Source organism: Mitsuaria sp. MSU3D (assembly GCF_056867975.1).
On sequence record NZ_CP200314.1, the window covers coordinates 506,925 to 521,702 of the forward strand.

Genomic DNA, 14,778 nt, shown 5'->3' on the forward strand with positions numbered 1-14,778 from the left:
CGCAATGAAAAAGACCACCCGAGGGTGGTCTTGTCATTCGCGATCGCGACGCTGGTGATCGCGAGGGGGAGGGCGCTCAGCCCGCCGCCACCGGGATCTTGATCGGCTTGCCTGCGGCGATGCGCTGCTGCCACTCGGCCGGGCCGGTGATGTGGGCGCTGGTGCCGCCGGCGTCGACCGCCACCGTCACCGGCATGTCGACCACGTCGAACTCGTAGATCGCTTCCATGCCCAGGTCCTCGAAGCCGACGACCTTGGCGTGCTTGATCGCCTTGGACACGAGGTACGCGGAGCCGCCCACCGCCATCAGGTAGGCCGACTTGTGGTTCTTGATCGACTCGATCGCGACCGGGCCGCGCTCGGCCTTGCCGATCATCGCGATCAGGCCGGTCTTCTCCAGCATCATGTCGGTGAACTTGTCCATGCGGGTCGCCGTCGTGGGACCGGCCGGTCCCACGACTTCATCGCGCACCGGATCGACCGGGCCGACGTAGTAGATGACGCGGTTGGTGAAGTCCACGGGCAGCGATTCGCCCTTGGCCAGCATGTCCTGGATGCGCTTGTGCGCGGCGTCGCGGCCCGTGAGCATCTTGCCGTTGAGCAGCAGCGTGTCGCCCGGCTTCCAGCTGGCGACCTCGTCCTTGGTCAGCGTGTTCAGGTCGACGCGCTTGCTCTTGTTGTAGTCCGGCGCCCACTTCACGTCGGGCCACAGGTCCAGGCTCGGCGGCGTCAGGTAGCTCGGGCCCGAGCCGTCGAGCACGAAGTGCGCGTGGCGCGTGGCGGCGCAGTTCGGGATCATCGCGATCGGCTTGGACGCCGCGTGCGTCGGGTAGGTCTTGATCTTGACGTCCAGCACCGTGGTCAGGCCGCCCAGGCCCTGCGCGCCGATGCCCAGCGCGTTGACCTTCTCGTACAGCTCGATGCGCAGCTCCTCGAGCTTGTCCTTCGGACCGCGCTCGAGCAGCTCGTACATGTCGATGTCGTCCATCAGGGCTTCCTTGGCCAGCAGCGCGGCCTTCTCGGCCGTGCCGCCGACGCCGATGCCCAGCATGCCCGGCGGGCACCAGCCCGCGCCCATCGTCGGCACGGTCTTCAGCACCCAGTCGACGATGTTCTCGCTCGGGTTGAGCATGTAGACCTTGCTCTTGTTCTCCGAGCCGCCGCCCTTGGCCGCGACGATCACGTCGACGGTGTTGCCGGGCACGACGTCCATGAAGATCACCGCGGGCGTGTTGTCCTTGGTGTTCTTGCGCTCGAAGATCGGATCGCTGAGCACCGAGGCGCGCAGCTTGTTGTCCGGGTGGTTGTAGGCGCGGCGCACGCCTTCGTTGACGGCGTCCTGGATGGAGCCGGGGAAGTCGCCCCAGCGCACGTCCATGCCGATCTTCAGGAACACGTTGACGATGCCGGTGTCCTGGCAGATCGGACGGCGGCCTTCGGCGCACATCTTCGAGTTGGTCAGGATCTGCGCGATCGCGTCCTTCGCGGCCACGCTCTGCTCGCGCTCGTAGGCGCGCGCCAGATGCTGGATGTAGTCGGCCGGGTGGTAGTAGCTGATGTACTGCAGCGCGGCGGCGACGCTTTCGACGAGGTCGGCGTAGCGGATGGTGGTCATGGTCGTGGACAGGCTGGTCACGGGAGACGGCGATTATCCTTTTTATCCCGTTACCCGATGAAATCCCCGTCGCCAGAGGCGTCGGCGGGACGCGGTGCGCACGCTTGTGCGAACGCCACGGCGCCGATCGGGCGGCCGTGCCGCTCGCGGCTACGATGTCGCCCGCCGCAAGAGACGGCAACGATCACCACAACAACCGATCCCGTCCGAGCGGGATCAGAGGGAGTTCCCTTGAAGACATCCATCGCGGCCGTGCTGGCCGCTTCCGCCGTTGCCATGCCCGCGGCGCAGGCCGAGATCAGCGCCCAGTTCGACGTCGGCGCCAGCCAGTTCTCGAAGTCGCTGTGCCAGAGCAGCGAGCCCTGCGACCGCCACGGCGAGTTCAACCGGCTGCTGGTGGGCTACCACTTCGACAACGGTCTCGGCCTCGAGATCGGGCGCGTGGACTACGGCACCGTCCGCGTCGCAGCCGACAACTGGATGTGGGGTGTGCTCAAGAGTCGTGCGCTCACCGCCGGACTGTCGTATCGCCAACCGGTGTGGCGCACGCTGGGCGTGGTGGCGCGCGGCGGTGTGTCGTGGCAGAAGGCGGAACTGATGAACCCCGCGTACGGCAGGTTCTCTCGCACCTCCGCCCAGCCCTATGCCGGCGTTGGATTGACCGTCGCCGTCAAGCCGTACTGGGGTGTGGAGCTCGGCGCGGACCTGAGCCGCGCCAGGCACTTCGATCTCTACGTCGACGACAAGCGCACCCTCAGCGCCTGGTACTTCGGGACGCGCTTCAGCTTCTGATCCCGCGACGTCCGGCCCGTTCGGCCAGACTCGACCGGCAGCGCCGTCGGCTCAGTGACCGCCGCCGCTGCCGGGATTGCTGGCCGTCGGCTTGATCTGCGTCTGCAGCTCCGAAGCCATGCGCGCACGCTCGGCCTCGCTCAGCGCGGGGCCGCATTGCTTGCGTCCGAGCATCGACCCGGTGCGGGCTTCACGCTCGCAGGACTCCGCCTTGACCGCCGAGGCCTTGTCCGTGTCCGGCGCGGCGCACGCGGCCAAGGTCGCCACCAGCGGCAGTGCCGCACAGATCCAGAATCTCATCGCGTCCTTCTCCCTGACCTTCATGGTTGTCGAGGCGATTCGCCCCCGGCGCCGATGCTATCGGCGCCCGCGTGCCTTCCGCCTCGGGACGAACGCGGAGTCCCGAGGCGCCCGGGCGGGGCGCGCACCGGCGATGATCGGGTCCTCACGGCGTCTTCTGCCCCGATGAGCCATCGACGCGGCGCGTCCGCTCTGTTTTACTGCCCAGCCCCGCCGATCCTGCGGGACGTCTTCTGGAGGAATGCTTCTTGACACCGGGACTCAAACGCTTCTTCGCCAGCGAATCGGCCGGCGGCATCGTGCTCGCCATCGCCGCAGTCGTCGCGCTGATCCTGTCCAACTCCCCCTGGCGGGAGCTGTACGCCGCCTTCACCCGCATCGAGGGCGAGGTCCGCATCGGCGGCGACTGGCTGGTGCTGGCCAAGCCGCTGCTGGTCTGGGTCAACGACCTGTGGATGGCCGTCTTCTTCTTCCTGGTCGGCCTGGAGATCAAGCGCGAATTCGTCGGCGGCGAACTGTCGGATCGGTCGCAGGCCGTGCTGCCCATCGTCGCCGCGTTCGGCGGCATGGCCGCGCCGGCGCTGATCTACGCGGGCCTCAACCTCGGCGACCCCGTCGCGCTGCACGGCTGGGCCATCCCCGCGGCGACCGACATCGCCTTCGCCATCGGCATCGTGATGCTGCTGGGCAGCCGCGTGCCGTCCTCGCTGAAGGTCTTCCTGACGGCGGTCGCGATCATCGACGACCTCGGCGCCATCGTCGTCATCGCGCTCTTCTACACGAGCCAGCTGTCGCTGACGGCGCTTGCCGGTGCCGCGGTCTGCCTCGCCGTCCTCTTCGGGCTCAACCGCGCCAAGGTCAGGCGCGCCGACGTCTACATCGTCGTGGGCCTCGTCCTGTGGACCTGCGTGTTGAAGTCGGGCGTCCACGCCACGCTGGCGGGCGTGGCCACCGCGCTCTTCATCCCGTCCGATGACGACGGCCACGGCCATTCGCCGGCCGAGGACCTCGAACACGCGCTCCACCCCTGGGTCGCGTTCCTGATCCTGCCCATGTTCGCCTTCGCCAATGCGGGCGTGTCGCTGCTCGGACTGAACGCCGGCGACCTGCTGCATCCGGTGTCGCTGGGCATCGCGCTGGGCCTGCTGCTGGGCAAGGCGATCGGCGTGTTCGGCAGCTCGTGGCTGATGATCCGGCTGGGCCTGGCGCAGAAGCCGGGCGGCGCCGACTGGGTCCAGCTCTTCGGCGTCTGCGTGCTGTGCGGCATCGGCTTCACGATGAGCCTGTTCATCGGCGGCCTGGCGTTCGAGGGGCACGGTCCGGACTGGGAAACCCGCGTCAAGCTGGGCGTGCTCGGCGGGTCCATCCTGTCGGGTATCGCGGGGACGCTGATCCTCATGCGCAAGCGCGGCTGAGAATGTCGATCCGTCAATGAAGAAGGGGCCCGAGGGCCCCTTCGTCGTTCATGCGCCGCCGCGTGCATCGGCTCGGATGCTGGGGCACTCCCTGCTCAGTGCTTCTCGGTCGGGCCGTGCGACAGCAGCTTGTCGGTCATCGCGATGGCCAGCGCCGACAGCAGGAAGGCCAGGTGGATCGCGGTCTGCCAGATCAGCGTCTTCTCCTGAAGGTTCTGGACGTTGATGAAGGTCTTGAGCAGATGGATCGACGAGATGCCGATGATGGCCGTCGCCAGCTTGACCTTCAGCACCGACGCGTTGACGTGGTCCAGCCACTCCGGCTGGTCGGGGTGGCCTTCCAGGTGCAGCCGCGACACGAAGGTCTCGTAGCCGCCGATGATCACCATGATCAGGAGGTTGGAGATCATCACCACGTCGATCAGCGCCAGCACGGCCAGCATGATGATGGTCTCGTTGAGCTTCGTGACCTTGACGCCGGGGTCATAGCCGACGCTGTTGACCAGCAGTTGCAGCGCCTCCGGGTTGCCGAACGCGGCCTCGACGAGGTGCACGAGTTCGGTCCAGAACTGGAAGACGTAGACCGCCTGCGCCAGGATCAGCCCGATGTACAACGGCAACTGCAGCCAGCGGCTCCCGAACATCAGATGCGAGAGCGGGTGCATGCGCTTGCGCGCGGTCTCGGCCGGAGGCTTCGGGCTGTCGGTCATCGGGGTAAGTCCTTCAAGTCGTAACTGGCGGGAACCGCCAAACCAGTTGATTTTAGTGAGAGCATGCCGCGTGCTCTTCTACAAGAGTAAGCACATCGTCAGTGTGAAAGCGGAGAGTTCGCCCGAGTGTGAACCTGAGTTCGAAGATCCCTGCCTGTACGGAGACATAGGCCATGAGCGACAAGATCAGCGACAAGATCTACAACCCCCCCGCATCCGCCGTCCAGGGCGCCCACGTGTCCGGCCTGGCCGCCTATGAGGCGCTGTGCAAGGAAGCGGAGGACGACTACGAAGGCTACTGGGCGCGCCTGGCGCGCGAGCTGCTGACCTGGAAGCAGCCCTTCACGACCGTGCTGAACGAATCGGACGCGCCGTTCTTCAAGTGGTTCGAGGACGGCAAGCTCAACGTCTCCTACAACTGCCTGGACCGTCACGTGGAAGCGGGCCGCGGCGACCGGGTCGCGATCATCTTCGAGGCCGACGACGGCACCACGACCCGCGTCACCTATGCCGAGCTGCTGGCCAGGACGGCGCAACTGGCCAACGCGCTGAAGGCGCGCGGCGTGAAGAAGGGCGACCGCGTCGTCATCTACATGCCGATGTCGGTCGAGGGCGTGGTCGCGATGCAGGCCTGCGCGCGCATCGGCGCGACGCACTCGGTGGTGTTCGGTGGCTTCTCGGCGCAATCGCTGCGCGACCGCGTCCAGGACGCTGGCGCCGTGATGGTGCTGACCGCCGACGAGCAGGCGCGCGGCGGCAAGTCGCTGCCGCTCAAGGCCATCGTCGACGAGGCCCTGGCCGACAACAGCTGCCCCACGATCAAGCACGTCATCGTCTACAAGCGCACCGGCGGCAACATCGCCTGGGTCGACGGCCGCGACGAGTGGCTGCACGACGCGGTGTCCGGCCAGTCCTCGAGCTGCGAGCCGGAATGGGTCGAGGCCGAGCACCCGCTGTTCCTGCTCTACACCTCGGGCTCGACCGGCAAGCCCAAGGGCGTGCAGCACAGCACCGGCGGCTACCTGCTGCATGCCGCGCTGACCACGAAGTGGACCTTCGACCTGAAGGACTCGGACGTCTTCTGGTGTACCGCCGACATCGGCTGGGTGACCGGCCACACCTACATCACCTACGGCCCGCTGGCGCTGGGCGGCACCGAGGTCGTCTTCGAGGGCATCCCGACCTTCCCGGACGCCGGCCGCTTCTGGCAGATGATCGAGAAGCACAAGGTCACGATCTTCTACACCGCGCCGACGGCGATCCGCTCGCTGATCAAGGCGGCCGAGGCGAACGAGGCCGTGCACCCGAAGCGCTATGACCTCAGCTCCCTGCGCATCCTGGGCTCGGTCGGCGAGCCGATCAACCCGGCCGCGTGGGAGTGGTATCACGAGCATGTGGGCGGCGGCCGCTGCCCCATCGTCGACACCTTCTGGCAGACGGAGACCGGCGGCCACATGATCACGCCGCTGCCGGGCGCCACGCCGCTGGTGCCGGGCTCCTGCACGCTGCCGTTCCCCGGCATCACCGCGGCCATCGTCGACGAGACCGGCAACGACGTGCCCAACGGGCAGGGCGGCATCCTGGTCGTCAAGAAGCCGTGGCCGTCGATGATCCGCACGATCTACGGCGATCCGGAGCGCTTCAAGAAGAGCTACTACCCGCCGGAGCTCAAGGGCTACTACCTGGCGGGCGACGGCGCCATCCGCGACGCCGACAACGGCTACTTCACGATCACCGGCCGCATCGACGACGTGCTGAACGTGTCGGGCCACCGCATGGGCACGATGGAGATCGAGTCCGCGCTGGTCAGCTGCACCGAGCTGGTGGCCGAGGCGGCGGTCGTCGGCCGTCCGGACGACACGACCGGCGAGGCGATCTGCGCCTTCGTCGTCCTCAAGCGCGCGCGTCCGAGCGGCGACGAGGCCAAGGCCATCGCCAAGCAGCTGCGCGACTGGGTGGCCAAGGAGATCGGTCCGATCGCCAAGCCCAAGGACATCCGCTTCGGCGACAACCTGCCCAAGACGCGCAGCGGCAAGATCATGCGGCGCCTGCTGCGCTCGGTCGCGAAGGGGGAGAGCGTCACGCAGGACACCTCCACCTTGGAGAACCCGGCCATCCTGGAACAGCTCGGACAGGCCTATTGAGGACCCGGTCCGGTGCCGCGCGCGGGATGCGCGTGGCATCCCCGTTGTCATCGGTTCCTCAGGCGTTTCTCCTCTGAAGACCGTCGCAGCCCCGCTTTCGCGGGGCTTTTTCTTGCGCTGGCGCAAGCGGAAAACCGCCTCGATGCCTCGACCTTGGTGAGCGGCTGACCTTCACGTGGCAGCGGACGCGCGATCCACACTCCGACGGGTTGTGGAGCCCGGACGCGCCCGGGCCAAGAATGCCGGCTCCGTTCCGTCAGGAGCGGTGCCCGCGATCATGGCGGCGCTCGGGCGACACGGCGCGCCAGACGCCGCCCTCACAGAAGGAGTCGTTTGTGGAATATTCGTTCACGCTCAAGTACCAGATGCCGCCGTCGGACTGCGAGGAAGAGCCGTTGAAACAACGGCTCGCATCCGTCGGCTGCAAGGACGTGCGGGTCGCCGTGGGCCTGCGCGGCAGGATGATGCTGAGCTTCGCCAGAGGCGCCGAGCGCGCCGACCAGGCCTTGCTGGGCGCGCTGCGCGAGGTCCGCAAGGCCATCCCCGGCGCGCGGCTGATCGAGGCGGGGCCGGACATGGTCGGCCTGACCGACGTGGCGGCGCTGGTGGGGGTGTCCCGTCAGAACATGCGCAAGCTGATGCTCACGCATCCGATGAGCTTTCCGTCGCCGATCCATGAGGGCAACTCGTCCTCGGTCTGGCATCTGTGGGACGTGCTGCGCTGGATGCAGGGGCGGGGCGGCTACAAGATCGACGAGGCCATCCTCGAGCTCGCGACGGTGGCCAAGGCCGTCAATCTCGCCCGCGAGAGCCGCCACCTCGACGAGCGGCGGCGCGACGAGCTGCTCAAGCTCGTGGCCTGACGAGGCCACCACGGGCCCGCCCGACCATCCTGAAAAAGCAAAGGCCCCGAAGGGCCTGCAGGGTGGGGGCGTCGCGGGACGCCCGGTCGACGATCACTTCAAGCGGTCACTTCGTCGACAGGATCCACTTGGCGAGCTGCTCCGCCTCCGCCGGGCTGACCTGCGTGTTGGCCGGCATCGGCACCGGACCCCAGACGCCGGAGCCGCCCTTGATGATCTTCTCGGCCAGTTTCTTCACCGCGTCCTTGTCCGCGGCGTACTTGGCCGCGACGTCCTTGTAGGCGGGGCCGACCAGCTTCTTGTCGACCGCATGGCAGGCCATGCAGTTCTTCTTCTGCGCCAGTTCGGGACTGGCGAAGGCGCTGGGTGCGGTCAACGTGGCGGCGAGGGCCGCGGAGATGAACAGGGCGTTTCTCATGGCATCCTTTCAGGTGTCGCCGGGCCTCCGAATGGCGCCACAATCGCCGCCGCGACATGACGAGTCGCGACGCAAGTCGACGAGTGGCTGGGAGATTCCGGGCTCGCGCGATTGTAGTGTTGAGGGACGCGCCGACCGGGCGTGCGCACGAGGAGAACGACGATGTGGTTGATGGTGATCGGTGTCTTGTTGATCCTTCTCAAACTGGCCGCCGTCGGCCCGTTTGAGACGCTGAGCTGGTGGTGGGTGCTGTCGCCCTTCCCGGTGGCCGTCGTGTGGTGGGAGATCGCCGACAAGACGGGCTACACCAAGAAGAAGGAAATGGACAAGATGGACGAGAAGAAGGAATCGCGCCGCCAACGCCAGCTCGACGCGATCGGCCAGGGCGACAAGACGCGCAAGAAGCGTTGAAGCTTCCCGCGCCTACCCCTCACTCGAACTTGTCGAGCACCGCGCCGGAGCTGGCGCTCGATGCGTTCTTCGCGAATTTCGCCAGCACGCCCCGCGTGTAGCGCGGCGCGGGCTGCTTCCATGCCGCCTTGCGGCGGGCGAGTTCAGCGTCGTCGACGTTGAGCTGCAGCAGCAGTTGCAGCGCATCGATGGTGATGGAATCGCCTTCGTTCACCAGCGCGATCGTGCCGCCCGCATAGGCTTCCGGCGCGACGTGCCCGACGACCATGCCCCAGGTGCCGCCCGAGAAGCGGCCGTCGGTGATCAGGCCGACGCTCTCGCCCAGGCCCTGACCGATCAGCGCGCCGGTCGGCGCCAGCATCTCCGGCATGCCCGGACCGCCCTTGGGTCCGAGGTAACGCAGCACCATCACGTCGCCCGCCTTGATCTGGTTGGCCATGATGGCCGCGAGCGCCGACTGCTCGTCGTCGAAGACGCGCGCCGGGCCGGTGATGACCGGGTTCTTGAGGCCGGTGATCTTGGCGACGCAGCCCTCGGGCGACAGGTTGCCCTTCAGGATGGCCAGGTGGCCTTGCGCGTAGATCGGATCGTCGACGGCGCGGATGACCTCCTGGTCGGGCGACAGGTCCGGCACGTCGGCCAGGTTCTCCGCCACGGTCTTGCCGGTGATCGTGATGCAGTCGCCGTGCAGCAGGCCGGCCTTCAGCAGCTGCTTCATCACCGCCGGGATGCCGCCGGCCTTGTGCAGGTCCACGGCCAGGAAACGGCCGCTGGGCTTGAGGTCGCACAGCACCGGGATCTTCGTGCGCATGCGCTCGAAATCGTCGATGGTCCAGTCCACCTCGGCTGCATGCGCGATCGCCAGGAAGTGCAGCACCGCGTTGGTCGAGCCGCCGGTGGCCATGATCACGGCGACGGCGTTCTCGATCGCCTGCTTGGTCACGATGTCGCGCGGCTTCAGGTCGGCCTTGACGGCGGCGACCAGGTAGTCGGCGGCGCGTCTGGTGTTCTCGACGACCTCGTCCTCCACGTTGGACATGCTGGAGGAGTAGGGCAGCGACATGCCCAGCGCCTCGAAGGCCGAGCTCATCGTGTTGGCGGTGTACATGCCGCCGCAGGAACCGCTGCCGGGGATGGCGCGCTTCTCGATCTGGCAGAAGTCTTCCTCGCTCATCTTGCCGGCGCTGAACTGGCCGACCGCCTCGAAGACGCTGACGATGTTGAGGTCCTGGCCCTTGTAGTGGCCCGGCTTGATGGTGCCGCCGTAGATGTAGATCGCCGGCACGTTGGCGCGCAGCATGCCCATCATGCCGCCGGGCATGTTCTTGTCGCAGCCGCCGATGACCATCACGCCGTCCAGCCACTGGCCGCCGACGCAGGTCTCGACGCAGTCGGAGATGACCTCGCGCGACACCAGCGAGTACTTCATGCCTTCGGTGCCCATGGCCATGCCGTCGGAGATCGTCGGCGTGCCGAAGAGCTGCGCGTTCGCGCCGGCGGCCTTCAGGCCGATGACCGCGGCATCGGCCAGCTTCTGCAGGCCGGAGTTGCACGGCGTGATCGTCGAGTGGCCGTTGGCCACGCCGATCATCGGCTTGCCGAAGTCGCCTTCCTGGTAGCCCATGCCGTAGTACATCGACCGGTTCGGCGCGCGCGCGACGCCCTCGGTGATGTGCTTCGAGCGGCGGTTGGGCGCGTCGTCGTGAGGCGCGGGGGCGTTGTTCTTGGGGTCGGTCATGGCGTCATCCTGGCGAGCGAGGCTTGGAGCGCGCCAGTATGCGTCGCGCCTTCTTGCGGGTCCAATATATAGTTGTCGGTGTTTTGATTCATGCCATGTATCGATGATCGAACTCCGCCCCTTGCGTCAGTTCCTGGTGCTGGCCGAGGAACTGCACTTCGGCCGCGCCGCCGAGCGGCTGCACATGACGCAGCCGCCGCTGAGCCTGGCCGTGCAGAAGCTGGAGGCGCAGCTGGGCGTCCAGCTGCTGGAGCGCGGTCGCCGCACCGTCGCGCTGACGGCGGCCGGGTTGGCGCTGGTCGAGGCCTCCGCGAGGCTGGTGGAGCAGGCCGACCAGGTGCCCGCCCGCGTCCGCGCTGCGGCCACCGGCGAAGCCGGCAGGCTGAGCCTGGGTTTCGTGTCGACCGTCGGCTACGGCGACATGCCGCGTTGGCTGCGGCTGTTCCGCGAAGCGTTGCCGGACGTGCAGCTCGCATTGCGCGAGGCCACGCTCGATGTCCAGCTGCGCGGTTTCGAGACGGGCGAGCTCGACGCCGGTTTCGCGATCCATGCGCCCGGCGCCGAACCGGCCGGCTTCGACTGCCTGACCGTGTCGACCGAGCCGCTGGTGCTGGCGCATCCCGAGGACTGGGCGCTGGCGCGACGCCGCGGTCCGTCGCTCGAGGACGTGCTGCGCGAGCCGCTGGTCGTGTTCCCGCGCGAGATTGCGCCGTCGCTGTTCGACGCGTTGCTCGGTTTCTACCGCGCGCACGGCGCGACGCCTCACATCGCGCAGGAGGCCATCCAGATGCAGACCATCGTCAACCTGGTGTCGGCGGGCATGGGCGTGGCCTGGGTGCCGCAGTCGGTCTGCGCGCTGCAGCGGCCCGGCGTGCGCTACCGGCCGTGGCCGTCCGCGCGCGTACCGGCCTGCGACACCAGCCTGATCTGGCGCCGCGATGCGTCGCCGGTGGTGCATCGCTTCGTCGACCATGTCCGCGGTCAGGTGAAAGTCAAGGCGTGACCCCGCGCGGACCGGGCTCCAAGGGGCAGGTCCGGCCTGTTTGTTGCCGATGGTGAAGACGAAGGTGAAGTTCCGTATTCGGCATGCAGGGGGCATGCAGGCCCGGCGGACTTCTGCGACCATCTGCCGATGAAAGGACCTTCTCCCGTGAAAGCTCCCCGCAAGAACGACGACACCGCCCGCCGCGGCACCTGGCGACGCCTGATCGGCGCGATCTGCGTCGTGACCGGTTTCTCGATGCTCATGAGCGTGGCCTTCGCGACGACGGCCCAGGCCGCGGTGCTGAAGGAGACGGCGCTGCAGGCGCTGCTCGACGCCGGGCGCGCGGACGATCTGGAGAAGCTCGCCGCACAGCGCCTGAAAGCGGATCCGGACGATCCGCAGGCGGTGGCCGCGCTGGCGCTGGCGCAGCTCGATCTGGTCGACGGCGCGGTGTTGAAGCAGAACACGCAGCGCCTGGAGCAATGCGTGCAGCGCACGCCGAACGAAGGCGCCTGCCATTACGCACTGGCGCTGGCGCTGGTGATGCAGGCGCGCGGTGGCAGCAAGCTCAAGGCGCTGGGGTCGTTGGGCCGGGTCAGCGAGCTGGCGCAGCGCGCGATGACGCTGCTGCCCGACGCGCCCGAGCCGCGCAGTGCGCTGCAGCAGTACTACCTGGCCCTGCCGAGCTTCGTCGGGGGCGGGGAGTCGAAGGCGCGCGCCCTCGAGCAGGACGTGAAGGACCCGGCCCAGTTGAGCCTGATGCGTGCGCGGGTGGCGGCGTCGAAGAAGGACTGGCCGGCGATGGAGAAGGCCTTGCGCGCCGTGCGCACGCAGCGGCCCGAACTGCTGCTGGAGCAACGCGTGCTGTGGAGCGACTACGGTCGCAACCTGTTCTTCAGCGAGCAGAAGGAGCGGGCGGTGCCGTGGTTCGAGGAACTGCTCAAGAGCCAGCCCACCCAGGCGATGGGCGCCTACGGCCTGGGCCGCGCATACGACGCGCTGGGCCAGTACGACAAGGCGGTGGCCGCCTTCGAACGGGCCCGCGGCATGTTGGGCGCCGAGCAACTGGGCCTGGACCGGCGCCTGGGCAGCGCGTTGGCGGGCAAGGGCGACAAGGCCGGCGCGCGCGTGGCGCTGCAACGTTGCATCGACAACCGCCGCGGCAGCAACGGCGACATCGAGGACTGCCGCAAGCAGCTCGCCGCGCTCGGCGCTCCCTGACGATCACCTCGGTGGCTCGGAGCGAGGCGGGCCGGTGCCCCTTGGAGCGAATTCCGAGCGGCGAGGAGCAGATTGAGCGGAAAGGGGCACCGGCCTGCCTCGCGGTCGCTCCTCCGCTAAGTACCCCACGGGTGCCATTTATGATTCGCCCCTTCGCGACGCGGTAAAGCTTTCTCCATGTTGGTCCATCCCCAGTTCGACCCTGTGGCCATCTCGATTTTCGGGTGGCCGATCCATTGGTACGGGCTGATGTACCTGACGGCCTTCGGCCTGTTCCTGTGGCTGGGCAACCGGATGGTCCGCAAGCCCTGGAACGCGGCGCGCGGCTGGACCCGCCGCGACATCGACGACCTGCTGTTCTACGGCGTGCTGGGTGTGGTGCTGGGCGGGCGGCTGGGGTACGTGTTCTTCTACAAGCCGGGCTACTACCTGAGCCATCCGGGCGAGATCCTCGCGGTGTGGCAGGGCGGCATGTCCTTCCACGGCGGGTTGCTGGGCGTGATCGTGGCGCTGGCTTTCTTCGCGTGGCGGCGGGGTTTCAACTTCCTCGAGGTTGGCGACATCGTCGCGCCTTGCGTGCCCACCGGCCTGGCCGCGGGCCGTCTGGGCAATTTCATCAACGGCGAGTTGTGGGGCCGTCAGGCGGACCCCAGCCTGCCGTGGGCGATGGTGTTTCCGCAGGCCCATGATGCGGTGCTGACGCCGCGCCATCCGTCGCAGCTGTACCAGTTCCTGGGCGAGGGCGTGCTGCTGTTCATCGTGCTGTGGCTGTTCGCGCGCAAGCCGCGCCCGATGGCGGCGGTATCGGGGTTGTTCCTGGTCGGCTACGGCGTGGCGCGTTTCGTCGCCGAGTATTTCCGCGAGCCCGACAGCTTCCTCACGCTCGACAAGCAGCCGCTGCACCTGAGCCAGGGCCAGTGGCTGAGCGCGCCGATGATCGTCATCGGCGTCCTCATGATGCTGTGGGCCTACCGGCGCGCCGCCCGGCTGCAGGCCGCGCCCGCGGCCCGCTGAGCGGGGCGATCCCTCTTCGAGACCAGACATGCGTCAGATCTTCTTCGATACCGAAACCACCGGCCTGAATCCCGAATCGGGCGACCGCGTCGTCGACATCGGCTGCGTGGAGATGGTCAACCGTCAGTTGACGGGCCGCCATCTGCACTTCTACCTGAACCCCGAGCGCGACATGCCCGAGGAGGCGTTCCGCGTCCACGGGCTGAGCAGCGAGTTCCTGTCGGACAAGCCCAAGTTCGCGCAGATCGTCGACGAGTTCCTCGAGTTCATCCGCGACGCGGAACTGATCGCGCACAACGCGGCCTTCGACGTCGGCTTCATCAATGCCGAGCTCAAGCGCTGCGGGCGCGCGCCGCTGCATGAATGCGTGGAAAGCGTGCGCGACACGCTGCTGATGGCGCGGGACATGTTCCCGGGCAAGGCGAACTCGCTGGACGCGCTGTGCCGCCGGCTCGAGGTCGACAACAGCAACCGCGGCCTGCACGGCGCGGTGAAGGACGCGGAGCTGCTGGCGGAGGTCTTCATCCGGCTGACGCGGGGTCAGGACTCGCTGGTCATCGACGACAACGCGTCGTCGTCGTCGGGCGAGGGCGGTCAGCTGGAAGTCGTGGCCATCGACTTCAGCGCCTTCGACCTGCCGGTCATCGCGGCGACGGCCGAGGAACTGGCGCTGCACGACAAGGCGCTGGCGGATCTCGACAAGGCCAGCGGCGGCAAGCGCATCTGGCAGGTGCCGGCGACGGCTTGAACGTCGGCTCGAGAGACGAGCGCCAAAGAGTTCTTGAATCACGTCAAATTCTCATGGCATAATCTCCGACTTTCCCGGACATCCCCGGCGGCGGCTCAGGTCGCGGTTGAGGACGACAAGACCGGGCGGTTAGCTCAGCGGTAGAGCACTGCCTTCACACGGCAGGGGTCGCAGGTTCGAACCCTGCACCGCCCACCAAAGTCTCTTCATCGAAGTCGCTTTGGCCTCTTGTTGGACGTCGGCAAAAAGTCGGCGAAGAGTCGGAAAAGTCCCGGTCCAGATACCGGGCGGTTAGCTCAGCGGTAGAGCACTGCCTTCACACGGCAGGGGTCGCAGGTTCGAACCCTGCACCGCCCACCAGATCAACCCCGTCAACGCAAGTTGGCGGGGTTTTTTCTTGGCTG

General features: G+C 67.6%; 14 protein-coding genes and 2 tRNA genes. 11 read left to right on the top strand and 5 right to left on the bottom strand.

Annotated elements, in window-relative coordinates:
* Nucleotides 1-76 precede the first annotated feature (76 nt).
* On the bottom strand, nt 77-1,615 hold the full coding sequence (locus tag AC1VNM_RS02305; RefSeq protein WP_377156135.1) for a fumarate hydratase: 1,539 nt from the start codon (nt 1,613-1,615) through the stop codon (nt 77-79).
* A gap of 231 nt (nt 1,616-1,846) precedes the next feature.
* Here AC1VNM_RS02305 and AC1VNM_RS02310 point away from each other — a divergent pair, with 231 nt between their 5' ends.
* On the top strand, nt 1,847-2,407 hold the full coding sequence (locus AC1VNM_RS02310) for an outer membrane beta-barrel protein (protein WP_483105732.1): 561 nt from the start codon (nt 1,847-1,849) through the stop codon (nt 2,405-2,407).
* Nucleotides 2,408-2,458: 51 nt separating this feature from the next.
* Here AC1VNM_RS02310 and AC1VNM_RS02315 read toward each other — a convergent pair whose 3' ends face one another.
* Nucleotides 2,459-2,707 carry a hypothetical protein gene (locus tag AC1VNM_RS02315; protein ID WP_377156132.1) on the bottom strand — a complete coding sequence of 83 codons (249 nt, stop codon included), beginning with the start codon at nt 2,705-2,707 and terminating at the stop codon, nt 2,459-2,461.
* A gap of 248 nt (nt 2,708-2,955) precedes the next feature.
* Between AC1VNM_RS02315 and nhaA the strand changes: the two genes are divergently transcribed.
* Entirely contained in the window at nt 2,956-4,122 is a 1,167-nt protein-coding gene (nhaA, locus tag AC1VNM_RS02320) for a Na+/H+ antiporter NhaA (protein ID WP_483105733.1), read from the top strand.
* 95 nt (nt 4,123-4,217) lie between these two features.
* On the opposite strand, the gene AC1VNM_RS02325 is transcribed toward nhaA, so the two are convergent.
* Nucleotides 4,218-4,832, bottom strand: coding sequence for a TIGR00645 family protein (locus tag AC1VNM_RS02325; RefSeq protein WP_483105734.1), 615 nt, complete (start codon nt 4,830-4,832; stop codon nt 4,218-4,220).
* Nucleotides 4,833-5,005: 173 nt separating this feature from the next.
* On the opposite strand from AC1VNM_RS02325, the gene acs reads away from it, so the two are divergent.
* Nucleotides 5,006-6,976, top strand: coding sequence for an acetate--CoA ligase (acs, locus tag AC1VNM_RS02330; protein WP_431102563.1), 1,971 nt, complete (start codon nt 5,006-5,008; stop codon nt 6,974-6,976).
* 335 nt (nt 6,977-7,311) lie between these two features.
* Nucleotides 7,312-7,839: a helix-turn-helix transcriptional regulator gene (locus tag AC1VNM_RS02335; protein ID WP_377156124.1), complete on the top strand. Its 528-nt coding sequence runs from the start codon at nt 7,312-7,314 to the stop codon at nt 7,837-7,839.
* 106 nt (nt 7,840-7,945) lie between these two features.
* On the opposite strand, the gene AC1VNM_RS02340 is transcribed toward AC1VNM_RS02335, so the two are convergent.
* Nucleotides 7,946-8,257: a c-type cytochrome gene (locus AC1VNM_RS02340; protein ID WP_377156122.1), complete on the bottom strand. Its 312-nt coding sequence runs from the start codon at nt 8,255-8,257 to the stop codon at nt 7,946-7,948.
* Nucleotides 8,258-8,428: 171 nt separating this feature from the next.
* Here AC1VNM_RS02340 and AC1VNM_RS02345 point away from each other — a divergent pair, with 171 nt between their 5' ends.
* On the top strand, nt 8,429-8,668 hold the full coding sequence (locus AC1VNM_RS02345) for a TIGR04438 family Trp-rich protein (protein WP_483109222.1): 240 nt from the start codon (nt 8,429-8,431) through the stop codon (nt 8,666-8,668).
* Between the two features lie 19 nt (nt 8,669-8,687).
* Here AC1VNM_RS02345 and ilvD read toward each other — a convergent pair whose 3' ends face one another.
* A complete protein-coding gene (ilvD, locus tag AC1VNM_RS02350; protein WP_377156118.1) occupies nt 8,688-10,406 on the bottom strand; it encodes a dihydroxy-acid dehydratase in 1,719 nt (572 codons plus the stop codon).
* A gap of 103 nt (nt 10,407-10,509) precedes the next feature.
* Here ilvD and AC1VNM_RS02355 point away from each other — a divergent pair, with 103 nt between their 5' ends.
* From AC1VNM_RS02355 to AC1VNM_RS02380, 6 genes are all read left to right on the top strand, one after another.
* A complete protein-coding gene (locus tag AC1VNM_RS02355; RefSeq protein ID WP_377156116.1) occupies nt 10,510-11,409 on the top strand; it encodes a LysR family transcriptional regulator in 900 nt (299 codons plus the stop codon).
* Between the two features lie 147 nt (nt 11,410-11,556).
* Entirely contained in the window at nt 11,557-12,612 is a 1,056-nt protein-coding gene (locus tag AC1VNM_RS02360) for a tetratricopeptide repeat protein (protein ID WP_483105735.1), read from the top strand.
* Nucleotides 12,613-12,789: 177 nt separating this feature from the next.
* Nucleotides 12,790-13,626, top strand: coding sequence for a prolipoprotein diacylglyceryl transferase (gene lgt / locus AC1VNM_RS02365; RefSeq protein ID WP_377156113.1), 837 nt, complete (start codon nt 12,790-12,792; stop codon nt 13,624-13,626).
* Between the two features lie 28 nt (nt 13,627-13,654).
* Nucleotides 13,655-14,374: a DNA polymerase III subunit epsilon gene (dnaQ, locus tag AC1VNM_RS02370; RefSeq protein ID WP_483105736.1), complete on the top strand. Its 720-nt coding sequence runs from the start codon at nt 13,655-13,657 to the stop codon at nt 14,372-14,374.
* A gap of 123 nt (nt 14,375-14,497) precedes the next feature.
* Nucleotides 14,498-14,572, top strand: a tRNA-Val gene (locus AC1VNM_RS02375).
* An 87-nt stretch (nt 14,573-14,659) separates the two neighbouring features.
* Nucleotides 14,660-14,734 (top strand) — tRNA-Val (locus AC1VNM_RS02380).
* The last annotated feature ends 44 nt before the right edge of the window (nt 14,735-14,778 follow it).

What these genes read in the sequence shown, in the direction of transcription:
- lgt (WP_377156113.1), top strand. Translation starts at nt 12,790, where the DNA reads ATGTTGGTCCATCCCCAGTTCGACCCTGTGGCCATCTCGATTTTCGGG.
- acs (WP_431102563.1), top strand. Translation starts at nt 5,006, where the DNA reads ATGAGCGACAAGATCAGCGACAAGATCTACAACCCCCCCGCATCCGCC.
- AC1VNM_RS02355 (WP_377156116.1), top strand. Translation starts at nt 10,510, where the DNA reads ATGATCGAACTCCGCCCCTTGCGTCAGTTCCTGGTGCTGGCCGAGGAA.
- AC1VNM_RS02340 (WP_377156122.1), bottom strand. Translation starts at nt 8,257, where the DNA reads ATGAGAAACGCCCTGTTCATCTCCGCGGCCCTCGCCGCCACGTTGACC.
- dnaQ (WP_483105736.1), top strand. Translation starts at nt 13,655, where the DNA reads ATGCGTCAGATCTTCTTCGATACCGAAACCACCGGCCTGAATCCCGAA.
- AC1VNM_RS02345 (WP_483109222.1), top strand. Translation starts at nt 8,429, where the DNA reads ATGGTGATCGGTGTCTTGTTGATCCTTCTCAAACTGGCCGCCGTCGGC.
- AC1VNM_RS02325 (WP_483105734.1), bottom strand. Translation starts at nt 4,832, where the DNA reads ATGACCGACAGCCCGAAGCCTCCGGCCGAGACCGCGCGCAAGCGCATG.
- AC1VNM_RS02305 (WP_377156135.1), bottom strand. Translation starts at nt 1,615, where the DNA reads ATGACCACCATCCGCTACGCCGACCTCGTCGAAAGCGTCGCCGCCGCG.
- AC1VNM_RS02315 (WP_377156132.1), bottom strand. Translation starts at nt 2,707, where the DNA reads ATGAGATTCTGGATCTGTGCGGCACTGCCGCTGGTGGCGACCTTGGCC.
- ilvD (WP_377156118.1), bottom strand. Translation starts at nt 10,406, where the DNA reads ATGACCGACCCCAAGAACAACGCCCCCGCGCCTCACGACGACGCGCCC.